The sequence below is a fragment of the Pseudomonas sp. NFACC56-3 genome (assembly GCF_900100025.1).
In the GTDB taxonomy this organism is placed as follows: domain Bacteria; phylum Pseudomonadota; class Gammaproteobacteria; order Pseudomonadales; family Pseudomonadaceae; genus Aquipseudomonas; species Aquipseudomonas fluorescens_AA.
Genome location: NZ_FMTK01000015.1, coordinates 21,172 through 38,763 on the forward strand (window position 1 = coordinate 21,172; position 17,592 = coordinate 38,763).

The following is a 17,592-nucleotide window of genomic DNA, read 5'->3' on the forward strand; positions in this document are numbered from 1 at the left end:
ACATCGCTGTCGACGGTCACACCGCTATCGCGAGCAAGCTCGCTCCCACATGGGTTCTGCGAAGAAAGCGATCAGCCGCCTCGGTGCAGCTTGCTCATCAACTCCGCCTCGGCTTGGGTCAGGCCGCAGGCTTGGGTCAGTTCGTCGACGCTGGCGCCCATGCCCACCAGGCGGGCGGCCTGGGCGAAGGACAGGCTGGAGGGGTCACGCTGTTCCAACTGGGCGAGTTTGTCCGGCAACGGCGCAACCACGGCACGCAGCTCATGGAGCGCTTCGCCCATGCGCACGGTGCCGTTCTGGTAATCGTCGACGCGCTTGGCCAGGTCCTTGATGCGCTGGTCGCGCAGCGCATCGCCCTGGGCCTGCTGAGCGGCAATCTGCCGCTGGCCACGTATGTATGCCAGGAACATCGCCAGCGTACCTGCCCAGAAAAGGAACAGGGCAATGACTGCTACCTCAAGAATCAAATCAGATACTCTCCAGTTCCGACCACTCTTCTTCGCTCATCATCTTGTCCAGTTCAACCAGAATCAGCAACTCGTTATTCTTGTTGCACACGCCTTGAATGAACTTGGCGGACTCTTCGTTACCCACGTTCGGCGCCGTCTCGATTTCCGACTGACGCAAGTAAACCACTTCGGCGACGCTGTCGACCATGATGCCAACCACTTGCTTGTCGGCTTCGATGATGACGATCCGGGTGTTGTCGCTGATCTCGGCGTTCATCAGGCCGAAGCGCTGACGGGTATCGATCACGGTGACCACGTTGCCACGCAGGTTGATGATGCCCAGCACATAGCTGGGTGCACCCGGTACCGGGGCGATCTCGGTATAGCGCAGCACTTCCTGAACGCGCATCACGTTGATGCCGTAGGTTTCGTTATCGAGCTTGAAGGTCACCCATTGCAGAATCGGATCTTCAGAACCCTTTTGAGACGACGCCTTATCATTCATACCTTGACCCCTCGAAAAACCGCCTGTGGCGGCGTGTATTCTGTCCGGCGACGCTGTGCGCCACCGGTTGTCTTATTTCGGTTTCTGGACCGGCTTCTTGCTGCCGCCCAGGTGTTTTGCCCCGCCGCTGGCGATCAACTCCGCCAGCTCGGCAACGTCCAGCAAGGCGCACATGTGCTCGATCACCGTACCGGCCAGCCATGGCCGTTGCCCTCGATGGCTGCGCCACTTGATCTCGTTCGGATCCAGGCGCAGCGAACGGCTGACCTGGTGCACCGCCAATCCCCACTCATAACCTTGCACCGAAATCACGTATTGCAGGCCCTGGCGAAAATCATCGCGATAACGGTCCGGCATCACCCAGCGTGCCGTATCCAGTACCTTCAGGTTGCCCGCCTGGCTCGGCAGGATCCCGAGGAACCATTCCGGCTGGCCGAACAACGGCGTCAGCTCCTGCCCGGCCAGGGAGTAAATCGATCCCAGGCAGACCAGCGGCACCGCCAGGGTCAACCCGGCCACATCGAACAACAAACACTCGAACGGCTCGGCGGCCCAGGCCGGACGGTCGTCGCCCGGCACCGGCGGCGGTGGGTTGCTCGGCGGCAAGTGGACTTCCACCACCGGCGTCACCAGCCCTTGCAGCAACGGGGCAACGGTCGAGACCGGCGCCAGGATCGGAGCAGGTGCCTCCATTACCGCCAGCTGTGGCTTGATGAACGGTGCTTCGACCGCCGCGGCCACCACTGATTTCTGTGCGTCACGGGCCTGCTCTTCGAGCACGGCCGCTTGAAATTCATCCAGCACACCCTCGGCTTCGACGTGTTCGGGCAACGCCTCGATCACGCCTGGCGGCGGTGGCAGTTCTTCGGTCGCTTCCTGCAACAGCCCATCCAGATAGGACTGCAGGGCCATTTGCGGACGCGAGGTTGTCTTTACTGGGCGGCTCATAGGAACAGTGCGCCACTTGAAGAGGTTATCGGCATGAATGCGGCAGGACTTGAGCGTTCGCAAGCGAACACACTGCCAGTGGAAAGCCTCGTCACCTTAAGCCACCTGCTGCGAAACAAGCTGTTGGGCCAGCAGATGCTTGAGCAGCGCTCGGTAAGCCAGCACGCCACGGCTCTTGCCATCGAATTGCGAAGGGGTCACACCGGCCCGGCTGGCATCCCGCAGGCGGGTGTCGACGGGGATATAACCCTGCCAGATGGCATCCGGGTACTTGTCCCGTAACACCCGCAGGGTCCCCAGGGACGCCTGGGTGCGACGGTCGAACAGCGTCGGTACGATGTTGAAGGCCAGCGTCTGTTTGCGCGAGCGATTGACCATCGCCAGTGTATTGACCATGCGTTCCAGCCCCTTGACGGCCAAATGTTCGGTCTGCACGGGGATCACCAATTGCTGACTGGCGGCCAGAGCATTGACCATCAGCAATCCCAGCAACGGCGGGCTGTCGATGATCGCGTAATCGAAATCCTGCCACAGCTGCGCCAGACTCTTGGCGATCACCAGGCCCAGGCCGCTCTGCCCGGGCGATTGTCGCTCCAGGGTGGCCAGGGCGGTGCTCGACGGCAACAGGGAAATCCGTTCGTCGCTGGTGGACAACAACAATTGCCCCGGCAAGCCCTCGGGCACGACACCCTTGTGCAGGAACAGGTCGAAGTTGCTGTGTTCCAGGCTGTCGGGATCGTAGCCGAAATAGCTGGTCATCGAGCCATGGGGGTCCAGATCGACGATGACCACGCGCTTGCCCGCCTCGGCCAGCAACCCGGCTAAAGCGATGGAAGATGTGGTCTTGCCCACACCACCTTTTTGATTGGCGACTGCCCAGACTCTCATTCGGATCGTTCCTCCCGGCCGAAACAGGCTCGGCCGAGAAATAGCTCGGTTATAAAGCGGGTGACGGAGAATTGACGGCACTCTGTCTTCCCGGCGACTTGACCGGAGCCGGTGCAGTTTGTGTGCCAGCCCGCTTCAATGCCGCATCCGGGGTTGCATTGGCCGTACCGGTACCGGTCAGGCTACGACGTACATCGAGGTTACGCGACACCACCAGCACCACCCGCCGGTTGCGCGCACGCCCCTCGGCCGTGGCGTTGTTGGCCACCGGCTGGAACTCACCGTAGCCCACCGAGGCCAGGCGACCGGGGTTAACGCCCTGCATCGCCAGCATGCGCACGATGCTCGCCGAACGGGCCGAGGACAGTTCCCAGTTGGTCGGGTATTGCGCGGTACGGATCGGCTGGTCGTCCGTGAAACCTTCGACATGGATCGGGTTGTCGAAGGGCTTGAGGATCGTCGCGACCTTATCGATGATGTTGAACGCCATGTCGCTGGGCATGGCGTCGCCGCTGCCGAACAACAGGCTGGAATTGAGTTCGATCTCGACCCACAGCTCGTTGCCGCGCACGGTCATCTGGTTGGAGCTGATCAGGTCACCGAACGCCGCGCTGATGTCGTCGGCGATGCTTTTCAACGGATCGCTACTGCCGGCGATACCGGCATCGACCTGCTCGCTGTCCTTGACCAAGGGTTTGGCCGGAGTGGTGGTCTTGGGCCGCTCTTCACCGATGGGAATCGGCTTGAGGGCGCGGTCGGAGTCGGTAAAGACCCCGATCAACGCCTCGGAAATGACTTTATATTTGCCTTCGTTGACCGACGAAATCGAATACATGACCACGAAAAAAGCGAACAGCAACGTGATGAAGTCGGCATAGGAAACCAGCCAGCGTTCATGGTTGACGTGTTCTTCACGATGCCTGCGACGTGCCATTTCCCATGCCTCCCATCAGTCCATGAAACCCTGGAGCTTCAACTCAATGGAACGCGGATTTTCACCTTCGGCGATCGACAGGATCCCTTCCAGCAGCATTTCGCGATAGCGCGACTGGCGCAACGCGATGGACTTGAGTTTGGCCGCGATGGGCAGCAGCACCAGGTTGGCACTGGCCACGCCGTAGATCGTGGCGACGAAGGCCACGGCGATGCCGCTGCCCAGTTGCGATGGATCGGCCAGGTTGCCCATCACATGGATCAGGCCCATCACCGCACCGATGATGCCAATGGTCGGCGCGTAGCCGCCCATGCTTTCGAAGACTTTGGCCGCTTCGATGTCACGGCTTTCCTGGGTGTAGAAATCCACCTCCAGGATGCTGCGGATGGCTTCCGGCTCGGCGCCGTCCACCAGCAATTGCAGGCCTTTGCGTGAGTAGCTGTCGGGTTCGGCGTCAGCCACCCCTTCCAGGCCCAGCAGGCCTTCCTTGCGAGCGGTCAGGCTCCAGTTCACCACGCGGTCGATGCCACCGGCCAGGTCGACACGGGGCGGGAACAGAATCCAGATCAGCACCTGCATGGCCCGCTTGAAAGCGCTCATGGGCGACTGCAACAGCGCCGCGCCAATGGTGCCACCCAGCACGATCAACGCCGCCGGGCCGTTGGCCAGCGCGCCCAGATGACCGCCTTCCAGATAATTGCCGCCTATGATGGCGACGAACGCCATGATGATGCCAATCAGGCTGAGCACATCCATTACAGGCAGGCCTCGACCAGGTGTCTACCGATGTCGTCCAGACCGTACACCGCATCGGCAAGATCGGCTTTGACGATAGCCATCGGCATGCCGTAGATCACGCAACTGGCTTCGTCCTGGGCCCAGATCGCACTGCCGCCCTGCTTGAGCAGCCGTGCGCCTTCGCGACCGTCGGCTCCCATGCCGGTGAGCACCACCGCCAGAACTTTGTCACCGTAGGACTTGGCCGCGGAACCGAAGGTAATGTCCACGCAAGGCTTGTAGTTCAGGCGCTCATCGCCCGGCAGGATCTTCACCGCACCGCGGCCGTCGATCATCATCTGCTTGCCACCCGGCGCCAACAAGGCCAGGCCCGGACGCAGGATGTCACCATCCTCGGCTTCCTTGACGTTGATGTTGCACAGCTTGTCCAGACGCTCGGCAAACGCCTTGGTGAACGCCGCCGGCATGTGCTGGATCAGCACGATGGGCGCCGGGAAGTTGGCCGGCAACTGGGTCAGGACCCGTTGCAGCGCCACCGGGCCGCCTGTGGACGTACCGATCGCCACCAACTTGTAGGCTTTGCGCTTAGGGGCCGGCGACGTTGCACTGGCAGGTGCCGAACGCGTCGGCGCAGGTGCCGGGGCGCTGCGTACCGGGGCCGGATTGAAGCCGCTCGATGCCGTCGGCGCTGGCGCAGGGCTTGGCGTCGCAACCGGGGCTGGCGCCGGTGTGCTGTAGGCACCGACACGACGATTGCTGCGGGAAATGCTGTGGACCTTTTCGCACAGCAACTGCCGAACCTTGTCGGGGTTGCGCGAAATGTCTTCGAAATTCTTCGGCAGGAAATCCACCGCCCCGGCGTCCAGCGCATCGAGGGTTACCCGGGCGCCTTCGTGAGTCAGGGACGAGAACATCAAGACCGGGGTCGGGCAGCGCTGCATGATATGCCGCACGGCCGTGATGCCGTCCATCATCGGCATCTCGTAGTCCATGGTAATCACGTCCGGCTTGAGTGCCAGGGCCTGATCGATCGCCTCTTTGCCATTAGTCGCGGTACCGACGACCTGAATACTCGTGTCCGCCGAAAGAATTTCCGAGACGCGGCGACGGAAAAAACCCGAATCGTCCACCACCAGGACTTTAACTACCATAAACACTCCGTTAGACGAGGCGCGGCCCTGGGCCGCCCTCCTCCAGAATCAAATACGCCGGGCGGCGTAACGCTTGAGCATGCTTGGCACATCGAGAATCAACGCGATGCGGCCGTCGCCGGTGATGGTGGCGCCGGACATGCCCGGGGTGCCCTGTAGCATCTTGCCCAACGGCTTGATGACCACTTCTTCCTGGCCCACCAACTGATCGACGACGAAGCCGATCCGCTGGGTGCCCACCGAAAGGATCACCACATGGCCCTCGCCCTGTTCCACATGAGCCGCGGAGCTGACCAGCCAGCGCTTGAGGTAGAACAGCGGCAATGCCTTGTCCCGTACGATCACCACTTCCTGGCCGTCGACCACGTTGGTGCGCGACAGGTCGAGGTGGAAGATCTCGTTGACGTTGACCAGCGGGAAGGCGAAGGCCTGGTTGCCCAGCATCACCATCAGGGTCGGCATGATCGCCAAGGTCAACGGGACCTTGATGACGATCTTCGAGCCGTGGCCCTTGGTCGAGTAGATGTTGATCGAACCGTTGAGCTGGGAAATCTTGGTTTTCACCACGTCCATGCCCACGCCACGGCCCGACACGTCGGAAATCTCGGTCTTGGTCGAGAAACCCGGGGCGAAGATCAGGTTGTAGCACTCGGTGTCGCTCAGGCGGTCGGCGGCATCCTTGTCCATTACACCGCGTTTCACCGCGATGGAACGCAGCACGTTGGGGTCCATGCCTTTGCCGTCGTCGGAGATCGACAGCAGGATATGGTCGCCTTCCTGCTCGGCGGCCAGGATCACCTTGCCGCTGCGGACCTTGCCCGACGCTTCGCGTTCTTCCGGCGACTCGATGCCGTGGTCGACCGCGTTGCGCACCAAGTGGACCAGCGGGTCGGCCAGGGCCTCGACAAGGTTCTTGTCGAGGTCGGTTTCTTCACCCACCAGTTCCAGGTTGATTTCTTTCTTGAGCTGGCGAGCCAGGTCGCGAACCAAGCGCGGGAAGCGCCCGAAGACTTTCTTGATCGGCTGCATCCGGGTCTTCATGACCGCGGTCTGCAGATCGGCCGTGACCACGTCGAGGTTCGACACGGCCTTGGACATGGCTTCGTCCTGGCTGTTGAGGCCCAGGCGCACCAGACGGTTACGCACCAGCACCAGTTCGCCGACCATGTTCATGATCTCGTCCAGGCGCGCAGTGTCGACCCGAACGGTGGTCTCGGCTTCGCTGGCCGGTTTTTCCGCTGGTGCAGCCGCCGGAGCCCGGGCTGGCGCCGCGGCGGCAGCGGCAGGCTTGGCGGGCTCGGCCTTGGGTTCCGGTGCCTTGGCAGCGGGTTTGGGCGCAGCAGCCTTCGCCGGTGCCGCCGCAGTGGCGGCAGGCGCGGCAGACGCCGTACCGACTTCGCTGAACTTGCCCTTGCCATGCAATTCATCGAGCAGCGATTCGAATTCGTGGTCGCTGATCAGATCGCTGCCAGCGGCAGCGGCGGCAGGCTTGGCCGGGGTCGGTGCTGAAGCGATGGCCGAATCCAGCGCGTCAACGGCAAAGGTGCCCTTGCCATGCAACTGGTCGAGCAGCGCTTCGAATTCGTCGTCGGTGATGTCGGAGCTGTCACCCGCCGCTTTCGGGGCGGCCGGGGCCGTCGGCGGGACGACCGCATCCGGTGCGAACTGGCCTTTGCCGTGAAGCTGGTCGAGCAGCGACTCGAACTCGGCATCGGTGATTTCATCGCTGCCAGCCCCGGCGGCTTGTGCAGCAGGTGCGACCTGAGCGGCTGGCGCCTCGGCCTGGGCCTTGACGGTATTCAGGGAGTCCAGCAGCTGTTCGAATTCGTTATCGGTGATGTCGCCCGATTCTTCGGCGACCGGCTCTTCAACCACCGCTTCGGCAACCGGTGCCGCTTCGTCAGCCGATTGCGGCTCGGCCAGGCGTGCCAACGCGGCGAGCAACTCGGGGGTGGCAGGGGTGATCGGCGAGCGCTCGCGCACTTCGCTGAACATGCTGTTGACCGCATCCAGCGCTTCGAGCACCACGTCCATCAATTCCGAGTCAACGCGGCGCTCACCCTTGCGCAGGATGTCGAACACGTTCTCGGCAATGTGACAGCACTCCACCAGCTCGTTGAGCTGGAGGAAGCCGGCGCCTCCTTTTACAGTGTGGAAACCGCGAAAAATTGCATTGAGCAAGTCTGCATCATCGGGTCGACTTTCCAGCTCGACCAGTTGCTCAGACAGTTGCTCTAGAATCTCGCCGGCCTCAACCAGGAAATCCTGAAGGATCTCTTCATCGGCGCCGAAGCTCATTAATGGCTGCTCCTAAAACAGGGCTAAAACTCAGAATCCAAGGCTGGACAGCAAATCGTCCACATCGTCCTGACCGGACATAACGTCTTCTCTTTTATCGGCATGAATTTGCGGACCTTCACCCTGAGAGAGATGTTTTTGTGGATCTTTTTCAGCAAGCATCGCTTCACGGTCGTGTTCGATGCCTGCAAAGCGGTCGACCTGGCTGGCCATCAACACCAGTTTGAGCAGGTTGCTTTCCACTTCGGTGACCAACTGGGTCACACGCTTGATCACCTGGCCGGTCAGGTCTTGATAGTCCTGGGCCAGCAGAATGTCGTTGAGGTTGCTTGCCACGGCGCGGTTCTCGGTGCTGCTGCGCGTCAGGAAGCCGTCGACCCGGCGGGCCAGCTCCCGAAACTCTTCAGCACCGACTTCACGACGCATGAACCGGCCCCAGTCGGTGCTCAAGGCCTGGGCTTCTTCGCTCAGGCCATTGACCAGCGGCGTAGCGCTTTCCACCAGGTCCATGGTGCGGTTGGCCGCGGCTTCGGTCAGCTTGACCACATACCCCAGGCGCTCGGTGGCGTCGGTGATCTGCGAGACTTCCTCGGCCTGCGGCATGTGCGGGTCGATCTGGAAATTGACAATCGCACTGTGCAGTTCACGCGTGAGCTTGCCCACTTCCTGATACAGACCGCGGTCACGGGTCTGGTTGAGCTCATGGATCATTTGAACCGCATCGCCAAAGCGACCTTTTTCAAGGCTGTCGACCAGTTCGCGGGCATGTTTTTTCAGGGTCGATTCGAAATCGCCCATTGAAGATTCGTTGTCCATAGCTCCCCCGTGGCGCCGTTAACCGATGCGTTCGAAGATTTTTTCGATCTTCTCTTTCAACGCCTGGGCCGTGAAGGGTTTGACCACATAGCCGTTCACACCGGCCTGGGCCGCTTCGATGATCTGCTCGCGCTTGGCTTCGGCAGTGACCATCAACACCGGAAGATGCTTGAGTTTTTCGTCGGCACGCACTTGGCGCAGCAGGTCGATACCGGTCATGCCCGGCATGTTCCAGTCGGTGACCAGAAAATCGAAGTTGCCACTGTGCAACATCGGGAGCGCAGTGGTCCCGTCATCTGCTTCGGCCGTGTTGGTGAACCCAAGGTCACGCAACAGGTTTTTAATGATCCGCCGCATCGTTGAGAAGTCATCAACGATGAGGATTTTCATGTTCTTGTCCAATTCGACCTCCAAGCAGTCTTAAACGCGCCCAGCACCTGGACGCGCCATTTCAATCAATCCGGCACAACACTCGACAACGGTCTGGAGCACAACGGATGGAGACTGGCGCAGCACTTGCCAAGCCAGCCTCGTCGCAGTGTCCCCACACTGCCTGTCAGCGCGCTCGCCACTCCCCCAAACGCCCCCGCAAACGGGCCGCGCACTGGCTGTGTAACTGGCTGACCCGCGATTCGCTGACCCCCAGAACCTCACCGATTTCCTTGAGGTTCAGCTCTTCGTCGTAGTACAGCGCCAAGACCAGCCGCTCACGCTCCGGCAAATTGGCAATCGCATCCGCCAGCGCACTCTGGAAACGTTCATCTTCCAGGTCGCGCGACGGCTCCATGTGAGCACTCGCGTTATCCTCGTGCAGCCCTTCGTGTTCGCCGTCCTGCAAGAGGTCGTCGAAACTGAACAGGCGGCTGCCCAAGGTATCGTTCAAGATCCCGTAATAATCGTCGAGACTCAACTGGAGTTCGGCCGCAACTTCGTGATCTTTAGCGTCACGCCCAGTTTTCGCTTCAATTGCCCGAATCGCGTCACTGACCATGCGGGTATTGCGGTGCACCGAACGCGGCGCCCAATCGCCCTTGCGGACTTCATCGAGCATCGCCCCGCGAATGCGAATACCGGCATAGGTCTCGAAACTGGCACCTTTGCTGGCGTCGTATTTGTTCGACACTTCAAGCAGGCCGATCATGCCGGCCTGGATCAAGTCCTCGACCTGGACACTGGCCGGCAACCGCGCCAGCAAGTGGTAGGCAATACGCTTGACCAGTGGCGCATAACGCTCGATCAATTCGTATTGGGCGTCCCGTGCCGATTTTTTATAGAGATGGTTGTAACCGCTGGCTGTCATAGCACGGGCCCTGCTGTTTGTTGCACAAGACGCTCGACGAAAAATTCCAGATGCCCGCGGGGGTTGGCCGGCAGTGGCCAGGTATCGACCTTCTGGGCGATCGCCTTGAACGCCAGCGCGCATTTGGAACGTGGAAAAGCTTCATAAACGGCACGTTGCTTCTGGACGGCCTTGCGTACGCTTTCGTCGTACGGCACGGCGCCGACGTATTGTAGGGCGACATCCAGGAAGCGATCGGTGACCTTGGTCAACTTGGCGAACAGGTTGCGCCCTTCCTGCGGGCTCTGGGCCATATTGGCCAGGACGCGGAAGCGGTTCATGCCATAGTCGCGGTTCAGCAGTTTGATCAGGGCGTAGGCGTCGGTGATGGACGTCGGTTCGTCGCAGACCACCAGCAGCACTTCCTGGGCGGCGCGGACGAAACTGACGACCGAGTCGCCGATGCCGGCCGCGGTGTCGATCACCAGCACATCGAGGTTGTCGCCGATGTCGCTGAAGGCCTGGATCAGTCCCGCGTGCTGGGCCGGGGTCAGGTGAACCATGCTCTGGGTGCCGGAGGCAGCCGGCACGATGCGAATCCCGCCCGGCCCCTGCAGCAGCACGTCACGCAGTTCGCAACGGCCCTCGATCACGTCCGCCAGGGTGCGTTTGGGGGTGAGCCCCAGCAGCACGTCGACGTTCGCCAGGCCCAGGTCGGCGTCCAGCAGCATGACCCGTCGGCCAAGCTCTGCCAGAGCCAGGGACAAGTTCACTGACACGTTAGTCTTCCCGACGCCACCTTTGCCGCCGGTCACCGCGATCACCTGTACGGGATGCATGCTGCCCATGTTCGTTCTTTACCTTGTCTTCTTAGACGGAGGCCACATTACTGGCTGCGCGTTCGCATAAGGAACAATGCATGGCAGACCATCGATGTAGGTACAAAAAATATTCATGATTACCTCAGCCGACCTGTTTGGTCGGACTGTGGTAGATGTCAGCGAACATGTCAGCCATGGCTTCTTCGCTGGGTTCTTCCTGCATTTGCACACTCACGGCACGGCTGACCAGTTGATGACGGCGCGGCAGATGCAAATCATCCGGGATCCGCGGCCCATCGGTCAGGTAGGCCACCGGCAGTTCATGACCGATCGCCAGGCTCAGTACCTCGCCCAGGCTTGCCGTTTCGTCCAGCTTGGTCAGGATGCAGCCAGCCAGTCCGCAGCGTTTGTAGCTGTGGTATGCGGCGGTTAGAACCTGTTTCTGGCTGGTGGTTGCCAACACGAGATAATTTTTTGACCTGATACCGCGTCCGGCCAGGCTTTCGAGCTGCATGCGCAGGGCCGGATCGCTGGCTTGCAGGCCCGCGGTATCGATCAGCACGACGCGTTTGCGCAGCAGCGGCTCCAGCGCCTGGGCCAGGGATTGGCCCGGATCCACATGAGTCACCGACACATTGAGGATCCGGCCCAGGGTCTTGAGTTGTTCCTGTGCACCGATGCGGAAACTGTCCATGCTCACCAGGGCGATGCTCTGGGCGCCGTACTTGAGTACATAACGGGCGGCGAGCTTGGCCAGGGTGGTGGTCTTGCCCATGCCGGCAGGACCGACCATGGCAATCACCCCGCCCTCCTCCAGCGGCTCGACTTCCGGCGTGGCGATCATCCGCGCCAGGTGCGCCAGCAACATGCGCCAGGCCTGGCGAGGCTCTTCGATACCATTGATCAGCGCCAGCAAGTCCCGGGACAGCGGGCCGGACAAGCCGATGCGTTGCAGGCGACGCCACAGGTTGGCCTGGGCCGGACGGCTGCCTTGCAGTTGGTTCCAGGCCAGGGAGCCGAGTTGGACTTCCATCAGCTCGCGCAGGCTGTTGAGTTCGAAGCGCATCGAGTCCAGGGCGCGCGGGTCGAGCCCACGGGCAGGCGCGGCGGGTGCCGGCTCCGGACGACGCGGTTGGGCCTGGGCCTGCTCGATCAGCGGCTCGGCAGCGGTCAACGGCAGGCCGGCGGTCAGTGGCTGACCGGCGAACAATTGACGATTGGTACCCGGGGCACCCTCGCCTTCGCTGCTGCGCAGGCTCAGTTCGGCCTGGGCGCTGGCGATACGCGATTGGGTCTTGCGCAGCTCGTCTTCGAGTTCCATGTTCGGAACCCGCGGGGCCAGCGCAGACAGTTTGTAATCCAGGGCCGCCGTCAGCTCGACACCGCCGGCGATACGACGGTTGCCAATGATGGCTGCTTCAGCGCCCAGCTCGTCACGAACCAGTTTCATGGCCTGACGCATGTCGGCGGCGAAAAAACGCTTCACTTGCATAAACCACTACCTCAGCCGTTGGGCCCTACTGTCGCAACGATGGTCACTTGCTTGTTGTCCGGTATTTCCTGGTACGCCAGCACATGCAGCCCCGGGACCGCGAGGCGACCGAATCGCGAGAGCATCGCGCGAATCGGACCGGCCACCAGCAGGATCACCGGTTGGCCTTGCATCTCCTGCCGCTGGGCTGCTTCGATCAGCGAACGCTGCAGCTTCTCGGCCATGCTTGGCTCCAGCAGAACACCCTCTTCCGAGCCTTGTCCTGCCTTCTGCAGACTATTGAGCAATATCTGTTCCAACCTTGGCTCCAAGGTGATCACAGGCAGCTCAGACTCAGTGCCTACAATGCTTTGGACGATTGCGCGGGACACGCCGACCCGAACCGCAGCCACCAAGGCGGCGGTATCTTGACTCTTGGAGGCGTTGTTGGCGATGGCCTCGGCGATACTGCGTATGTCGCGCACGGGCACTTGTTCGGCCAGCAGCGCCTGCAGCACCTTGAGCAACTGCGACAACGAAACCACGCCCGGCACCAGCTCTTCAGCCAGTTTCGGCGAGCCTTTGGCCAGCACTTGCAGGAGTTGCTGGACTTCCTCGTGGCCGATCAGCTCGCTGGAGTGCTTGTACAGGATCTGGTTCAAGTGGGTCGCCACCACGGTACTGGCGTCCACCACGGTATAACCGAGGGACTGGGCCTGGGCCCGCTGGCTGATTTCGATCCACACCGCTTCCAGGCCGAAAGCCGGATCCTTGGCGGTGATGCCGTTGAGGCTGCCATAGACCTGGCCCGGGTTGATCGCCAATTCGCGGTCGGGGTAGATCTCGGCTTCGGCCAGGATCACCCCCATCAAGGTCAGGCGATAGGCGCTCGGCGCCAGGTCGAGGTTGTCGCGGATATGCACGGTGGGCATCAGGAAGCCCAGGTCCTGGGAGAGCTTCTTGCGCACCCCCTTGATCCGCGCCAGCAACTGACCACCCTGGTTACGGTCGACCAAGGGAATCAGGCGATAGCCGACTTCCAGGCCGATCATGTCGATCGGGGTCACGTCATCCCAGCCCAGTTCCTTGGTTTCCATGGCGCGGGCCGGCGACGGCAGCAACTCCTGCTGACGCTTGACCTCTTGCAGGGCCTGGACCTTCTGTGCGTTCTGCTTCTTCCAGAACAGGTAGGCGCCACCGGCCGCCATGGCCGCCATGCTCAGGAAGGAAATATGGGGCATCCCCGGCACCAGGCCCATTACCGCCATCAGGCCAGCGGCAACGGCCAGGGCCTTGGGCGAGGCGAACATCTGCCGACCGATCTGCTTGCCCATGTCTTCGGAGCCCGAAGCACGGGTCACCATGATCGCGGCCGCTGTGGATAACAACAGTGATGGCAATTGCGCCACCAAACCGTCACCAATGGTCAACAAGGCGTAGACCCTGCCGGCATCGCCAAACGTCATGTTGTGCTGGAAGATGCCGACGGCCATGCCGCCGATCAGGTTGATGAACAGAATCAACAGGCCGGCGATGGCGTCACCGCGCACGAATTTGCTGGCACCGTCCATGGAACCGTAGAACTCGGCTTCCTGGGCCACTTCCAGGCGACGCAGCTTGGCCTGGCTCTGGTCGATCAGGCCGGCGTTGAGGTCGGCGTCGATCGCCATCTGCTTGCCAGGCATCGCATCGAGAGTGAAACGCGCGCTCACCTCGGAAATCCGCCCCGCGCCCTTGGTCACCACGACGAAGTTGATGATCATCAAGATGGCGAAAACCACGATACCGACCACGTAGTTACCGCCAATCACCACCTCACCGAAGGCCTGGATCACCTTACCGGCGGCGGCGTGCCCGTCCTGGCCATGGAGCATCACCACACGGGTGGACGCCACGTTCAGCGCCAGGCGCAACAGCGTAGCCACCAGCAGGATGGTCGGGAAGACGGCGAAATCCAGTGGCCGCAGGGCGTAGACGCACACCAGCAGCACGACGATCGACAGGGCGATGTTGAACGTGAAGAACACGTCCAGCAGGAACGGCGGCACCGGCAGCATCATCATGGCGAGCATGACCAGCAGCAACAGCGGCACGCCCAGATTACCCCGGCTGAGGTCTACGACATTGCTGCGCGCGGTGCTGAGTAACTGTGAGCGATCCACCGATTTTCCCCGTTCCTGTGAAGCAAACTTTTGACGCCCGGAGGGGGCGCAGACGGGGTATTGCAAGAAGCCTTCCAACTTGCTGCCAACATTCGCAACAGCATGCATTCAGCTTGGCGCGACGTACCGGTGGGTCACTGCGCTATCAGTATCTGTTGTGGTGTGACCGGGCCAAAATCCAGTGCCCCAGTCCTGACATAACGCATCCCCCTGTACATTTGCAGACCCTCGACTTCAATCAGGTCTTCGCCCGTGTACGTGAACACCACCATTGAAGACGGCGCCTTGATGTCCGCCCCAGTTTGCCCAGGAACGTTTTCGTCGTGGCCCTCCATCACATTCAGCGCCCATTGGAACCGAATGATCGGGAGATCCGCGATCGTGATGAGCCGCTTGGGGTCCTCCCAGCGAAAATCCGTACGCGCGGCCAGCCTCAATTTGCCGTCAAGGATCTGGAAAACCGGTTTGTGATAACGCCGCTCCATGGCACCACTCGACCACCCGTCAAAATAGCTGTCAGGACCGGTGAAGACATGGAACAGCGCCGCGTTATTTACGATCTTGCCCGCCTGATCGGCGAAGTAATCATAGGAGAGGTGGTAGGCCAGCCCGTCCAGTTCAGGTCGAATGGCATTGATCTCATTCTCCAGGTAATTCGGCACATACTTGTTTGCCGCTTCCTTGAAGCGCGCAAAATCGAGCGCCAGGTCAAAGGTGAACGCACAAGCGATGGCCCGGTCGCCGGGATTGGCCTCGACCACCCCCAGCACGAAGCTCAGCTCCATGCCTCCAAGATTTTTGTATTCGCGCGTTGTCATGTCATACCCCTGGGTTGAGTGAGCCACCAGGAGCATTACATGGTCAGAGAGAATGGCTGTCTACTGTCAGGACTGACAGGTGCAGGAGTACCAGGCGCTCGTCAGGCGTCGCGACGCAAATCCGGCGGAATCGGCAGGTCCTTGAGCGGCTCGGGGCGCTTGCCCTTGCCCGCGCGGTGCTGGCGGATCTGGTAGACGTAGGCCAATACCTGGGCCACGGCCAGGTACAGGCCTCCAGGGATTTCCTGATCGAGTTCGGTGGAGTAGTAAATCGATCGCGCCAACGCCGGGGACTCGAGCAGCATCACCTCATTGGCCACGGCGATCTCACGGATCTTCAGCGCCAGGAAGTCACTGCCCTTGGCCAGCAGCACGGGCGCATTGCCTTTTTCGGGGTCGTATTTGAGGGCGACGGCGTAGTGCGTCGGGTTGGTGATGACCACATCGGCATCGGGGATGGCCGCCATCATCCGCCGCTGGGAGACCTCGCGCTGCAATTGACGGATACGCTGCTTGACCTCCGGCTTGCCCTCCGCGTCCTTGTGCTCGTCGCGCACTTCCTGCTTGGTCATCATCAGCTTCTGCTTGCTCTGATACAGCTGGATCGGCACGTCGATGGCGGCGATCAGGATCAGGCCGCACGCCATCCACAACGTACTCCAGCCCACCAACTGCACGCTGTGGATAATCGCCTGCTCCAGCGGTTCGTGAGCAATGCGCAGCAGATCGTCGATGCCGGCCTGCAACACCGTCAGCGCGACGAACAGGACCAGCAGGAATTTCCCAAACGCCTTGAGCAGCTCCATCAGTGCCGTGGTGGAAAACATCCGCTTGAGACCGGCGGCCGGGTTCATCCGGCTGAACTTTGGAGCCAGGCTACCGGCGGCGAACAACCAGCCCCCCAGGGAAATCGGGCCGATGAAAGCGGCCAGCAGCAAGCAGATCAAGACCGGCTGCACCGCCAGGATCGCGATCTTGCCCGAATGCAGCAGATACTGGGACATGGCCCCCGGAGACAGCAGCACCTCGCGGGGCAAGGAGAAATTCAGACGCATGATTTCCAGCAGGTCCAGGGCCAACCCGCCGCCATAAATCAGCAACCCGCCCGCCCCGGCCAGCATGATCGCCAACGTGTTGAGCTCCTTGGAGCGGGCAATCTCGCCCTTTTCCCGGGATTCGCGCAGGCGCTTTTCCGTGGGGTCTTCTGTCTTGTCCTGACCACTCTCGCTCTCGGCCATGGTTCAGCGAGCCTGTGCCATGTCGCGTAAAAGCTGCAAGGCCTGGGTGGCCAGCGGCTGATACTGATTGAGGATATCCCCCAGGCTGACCCAGAAAATCACCATGCCCAGCACCAGGGTCAGCGGGAAGCCAATGGAGAAAATATTCAATTGCGGCGCCGCGCGGGTCATCACGCCAAACGCGATGTTGACCACCAGCAATGCGGTGATCGCCGGCAATACCAGCACCATCGCCGCACCCAGCACCCAACCGAGCTTGCCGGCGATTTCCCAGAAGTGATTGACCAGGAACGCACTGCCCACCGGCATGGTGGTAAAGCTCTCGGTCAACACTTCGAACACCACCAGATGCCCATTCATGGCCAGGAACAACAGGGTCACCAGCATCGTCAGGAACTGACCGATCACCGCCGTCGTCACGCCATTGGCGGGATCGACCATGGACGCGAAGGCCATGCCCATCTGAATCGAGATGATTTGCCCGGCCACCACGAAAGCCTGAAAGAACAGCTGCAACGAGAACCCCATCAAGGTACCGATGAGGATTTGCTCGGCCACCAACATCAGCGCGCTGAGGTCCAGGGCACTGACCGGCGGCATCGGTGGCAGCCCGGGTGCGATGACCACCGTGATCGCCAGGGCAAAATACAAGCGTATGCGCCGGGGCAACAGGGTCGTGCCGAAGACCGGCATGCTCATCAGCACTGCGGTGACGCGAAACAGCGGCAGGATGAACGATGCCACCCAGGAACTGATCTGGGTGTCCGTCAGCGCGAGCATCGACATCAGGTCAGCCGATCAACTGCGGAATACTGCCGTACAACTGCAGGATGTATTCCATGAAGGTTTGTACCATCCAGGGGCCGGCGACGATCAGCGTCACCAGCATCACCAGCAGGCGCGGCAGGAAGCTCAAGGTCTGTTCGTTGATCTGGGTCGCGGCCTGGAACATCGCCACCAGCAACCCCACCAGCAGGCTGGGGATCACCAGGATGGCAACCATCACGGTGGTCAGCCAGAGCGCTTCACGGAACAGGTCTACCGCTACTTCAGGCGTCATATCGTCCTACCCGCAC

Annotated in this window: 18 protein-coding genes; all 18 read right to left on the reverse strand. The window is 61.3% G+C overall.

Annotation, left to right across the window (positions count from 1 at the left end):
* Positions 1 to 71: 71 nt before the first annotated feature.
* A complete protein-coding gene (locus tag BLO80_RS19400; protein ID WP_092331819.1) occupies positions 72 to 467 on the reverse strand; it encodes a DUF2802 domain-containing protein in 396 nt (131 codons plus the stop codon).
* Between the two features lies 1 nt (position 468).
* Positions 469 to 954 carry a chemotaxis protein CheW gene (locus tag BLO80_RS19405; protein WP_003199144.1) on the reverse strand — a complete coding sequence of 162 codons (486 nt, stop codon included), beginning with the start codon at positions 952 to 954 and terminating at the stop codon, positions 469 to 471.
* Positions 955 to 1,026: 72 nt separating this feature from the next.
* Entirely contained in the window at positions 1,027 to 1,902 is an 876-nt protein-coding gene (locus BLO80_RS19410; protein ID WP_092331816.1) for a CheW domain-containing protein, read from the reverse strand.
* Between the two features lie 96 nt (positions 1,903 to 1,998).
* Entirely contained in the window at positions 1,999 to 2,790 is a 792-nt protein-coding gene (locus BLO80_RS19415; RefSeq protein ID WP_092331814.1) for a ParA family protein, read from the reverse strand.
* Between the two features lie 49 nt (positions 2,791 to 2,839).
* Complete coding sequence (gene motD / locus BLO80_RS19420) at positions 2,840 to 3,724, reverse strand: flagellar motor protein MotD (protein WP_092331811.1); 885 nt, start codon at positions 3,722 to 3,724, stop codon at positions 2,840 to 2,842.
* A 15-nt stretch (positions 3,725 to 3,739) separates the two neighbouring features.
* Positions 3,740 to 4,480, reverse strand: a complete 741-nt coding sequence (locus tag BLO80_RS19425; RefSeq protein ID WP_003199135.1) for a flagellar motor protein — start codon at positions 4,478 to 4,480, stop codon at positions 3,740 to 3,742.
* The gene (locus tag BLO80_RS19430) at positions 4,480 to 5,613 is read right to left on the reverse strand and encodes a protein-glutamate methylesterase/protein-glutamine glutaminase (protein WP_092331809.1); all 1,134 of its coding nucleotides are present in this window, start codon (positions 5,611 to 5,613) and stop codon (positions 4,480 to 4,482) included. Before BLO80_RS19430 ends, BLO80_RS19425 begins: the two co-directional genes overlap by 1 nt.
* A gap of 48 nt (positions 5,614 to 5,661) precedes the next feature.
* Positions 5,662 to 7,911, reverse strand: a complete 2,250-nt coding sequence (locus BLO80_RS19435) for a chemotaxis protein CheA (RefSeq protein ID WP_092331806.1) — start codon at positions 7,909 to 7,911, stop codon at positions 5,662 to 5,664.
* Positions 7,912 to 7,941: 30 nt separating this feature from the next.
* The gene (locus BLO80_RS19440) at positions 7,942 to 8,727 is read right to left on the reverse strand and encodes a protein phosphatase CheZ (protein WP_060738635.1); all 786 of its coding nucleotides are present in this window, start codon (positions 8,725 to 8,727) and stop codon (positions 7,942 to 7,944) included.
* An 18-nt stretch (positions 8,728 to 8,745) separates the two neighbouring features.
* Entirely contained in the window at positions 8,746 to 9,117 is a 372-nt protein-coding gene (locus BLO80_RS19445; RefSeq protein WP_003199125.1) for a chemotaxis response regulator CheY, read from the reverse strand.
* A gap of 166 nt (positions 9,118 to 9,283) precedes the next feature.
* Entirely contained in the window at positions 9,284 to 10,027 is a 744-nt protein-coding gene (fliA, locus tag BLO80_RS19450; protein ID WP_014337177.1) for an RNA polymerase sigma factor FliA, read from the reverse strand.
* The gene (gene fleN / locus BLO80_RS19455; RefSeq protein WP_003184001.1) at positions 10,024 to 10,854 is read right to left on the reverse strand and encodes a flagellar synthesis regulator FleN; all 831 of its coding nucleotides are present in this window, start codon (positions 10,852 to 10,854) and stop codon (positions 10,024 to 10,026) included. Before fleN ends, fliA begins: the two co-directional genes overlap by 4 nt.
* A gap of 115 nt (positions 10,855 to 10,969) precedes the next feature.
* Positions 10,970 to 12,319 carry a flagellar biosynthesis GTPase FlhF gene (gene flhF / locus BLO80_RS19460; protein WP_092331803.1) on the reverse strand — a complete coding sequence of 450 codons (1,350 nt, stop codon included), beginning with the start codon at positions 12,317 to 12,319 and terminating at the stop codon, positions 10,970 to 10,972.
* An 11-nt stretch (positions 12,320 to 12,330) separates the two neighbouring features.
* Positions 12,331 to 14,460: a flagellar biosynthesis protein FlhA gene (gene flhA / locus BLO80_RS19465; protein ID WP_092331800.1), complete on the reverse strand. Its 2,130-nt coding sequence runs from the start codon at positions 14,458 to 14,460 to the stop codon at positions 12,331 to 12,333.
* A 134-nt stretch (positions 14,461 to 14,594) separates the two neighbouring features.
* Positions 14,595 to 15,278: a hypothetical protein gene (locus BLO80_RS19470; RefSeq protein WP_092331852.1), complete on the reverse strand. Its 684-nt coding sequence runs from the start codon at positions 15,276 to 15,278 to the stop codon at positions 14,595 to 14,597.
* Positions 15,279 to 15,379: 101 nt separating this feature from the next.
* A complete protein-coding gene (gene flhB, locus BLO80_RS19475) occupies positions 15,380 to 16,516 on the reverse strand; it encodes a flagellar biosynthesis protein FlhB (RefSeq protein WP_092331798.1) in 1,137 nt (378 codons plus the stop codon).
* Between the two features lie 3 nt (positions 16,517 to 16,519).
* Complete coding sequence (gene fliR, locus BLO80_RS19480) at positions 16,520 to 17,296, reverse strand: flagellar biosynthetic protein FliR (protein WP_175459525.1); 777 nt, start codon at positions 17,294 to 17,296, stop codon at positions 16,520 to 16,522.
* 10 nt (positions 17,297 to 17,306) lie between these two features.
* On the reverse strand, positions 17,307 to 17,576 hold the full coding sequence (fliQ, locus tag BLO80_RS19485) for a flagellar biosynthesis protein FliQ (protein ID WP_053178505.1): 270 nt from the start codon (positions 17,574 to 17,576) through the stop codon (positions 17,307 to 17,309).
* Between the last annotated feature and the right edge of the window lie 16 nt (positions 17,577 to 17,592).

What these genes read in the sequence shown, in the direction of transcription:
- BLO80_RS19405 (WP_003199144.1), bottom strand. Translation starts at nt 954, where the DNA reads ATGAATGATAAGGCGTCGTCTCAAAAGGGTTCTGAAGATCCGATTCTG.
- BLO80_RS19425 (WP_003199135.1), bottom strand. Translation starts at nt 4,480, where the DNA reads ATGGATGTGCTCAGCCTGATTGGCATCATCATGGCGTTCGTCGCCATC.
- BLO80_RS19430 (WP_092331809.1), bottom strand. Translation starts at nt 5,613, where the DNA reads ATGGTAGTTAAAGTCCTGGTGGTGGACGATTCGGGTTTTTTCCGTCGC.
- BLO80_RS19435 (WP_092331806.1), bottom strand. Translation starts at nt 7,911, where the DNA reads ATGAGCTTCGGCGCCGATGAAGAGATCCTTCAGGATTTCCTGGTTGAG.
- flhF (WP_092331803.1), bottom strand. Translation starts at nt 12,319, where the DNA reads ATGCAAGTGAAGCGTTTTTTCGCCGCCGACATGCGTCAGGCCATGAAA.
- fliA (WP_014337177.1), bottom strand. Translation starts at nt 10,027, where the DNA reads ATGACAGCCAGCGGTTACAACCATCTCTATAAAAAATCGGCACGGGAC.
- BLO80_RS19415 (WP_092331814.1), bottom strand. Translation starts at nt 2,790, where the DNA reads ATGAGAGTCTGGGCAGTCGCCAATCAAAAAGGTGGTGTGGGCAAGACC.
- fliR (WP_175459525.1), bottom strand. Translation starts at nt 17,296, where the DNA reads ATGCTCGCGCTGACGGACACCCAGATCAGTTCCTGGGTGGCATCGTTC.
- BLO80_RS19440 (WP_060738635.1), bottom strand. Translation starts at nt 8,727, where the DNA reads ATGGACAACGAATCTTCAATGGGCGATTTCGAATCGACCCTGAAAAAA.
- BLO80_RS19410 (WP_092331816.1), bottom strand. Translation starts at nt 1,902, where the DNA reads ATGAGCCGCCCAGTAAAGACAACCTCGCGTCCGCAAATGGCCCTGCAG.
- fliQ (WP_053178505.1), bottom strand. Translation starts at nt 17,576, where the DNA reads ATGACGCCTGAAGTAGCGGTAGACCTGTTCCGTGAAGCGCTCTGGCTG.
- fleN (WP_003184001.1), bottom strand. Translation starts at nt 10,854, where the DNA reads ATGGGCAGCATGCATCCCGTACAGGTGATCGCGGTGACCGGCGGCAAA.
- BLO80_RS19445 (WP_003199125.1), bottom strand. Translation starts at nt 9,117, where the DNA reads ATGAAAATCCTCATCGTTGATGACTTCTCAACGATGCGGCGGATCATT.
- motD (WP_092331811.1), bottom strand. Translation starts at nt 3,724, where the DNA reads ATGGCACGTCGCAGGCATCGTGAAGAACACGTCAACCATGAACGCTGG.
- BLO80_RS19470 (WP_092331852.1), bottom strand. Translation starts at nt 15,278, where the DNA reads ATGACAACGCGCGAATACAAAAATCTTGGAGGCATGGAGCTGAGCTTC.
- flhB (WP_092331798.1), bottom strand. Translation starts at nt 16,516, where the DNA reads ATGGCCGAGAGCGAGAGTGGTCAGGACAAGACAGAAGACCCCACGGAA.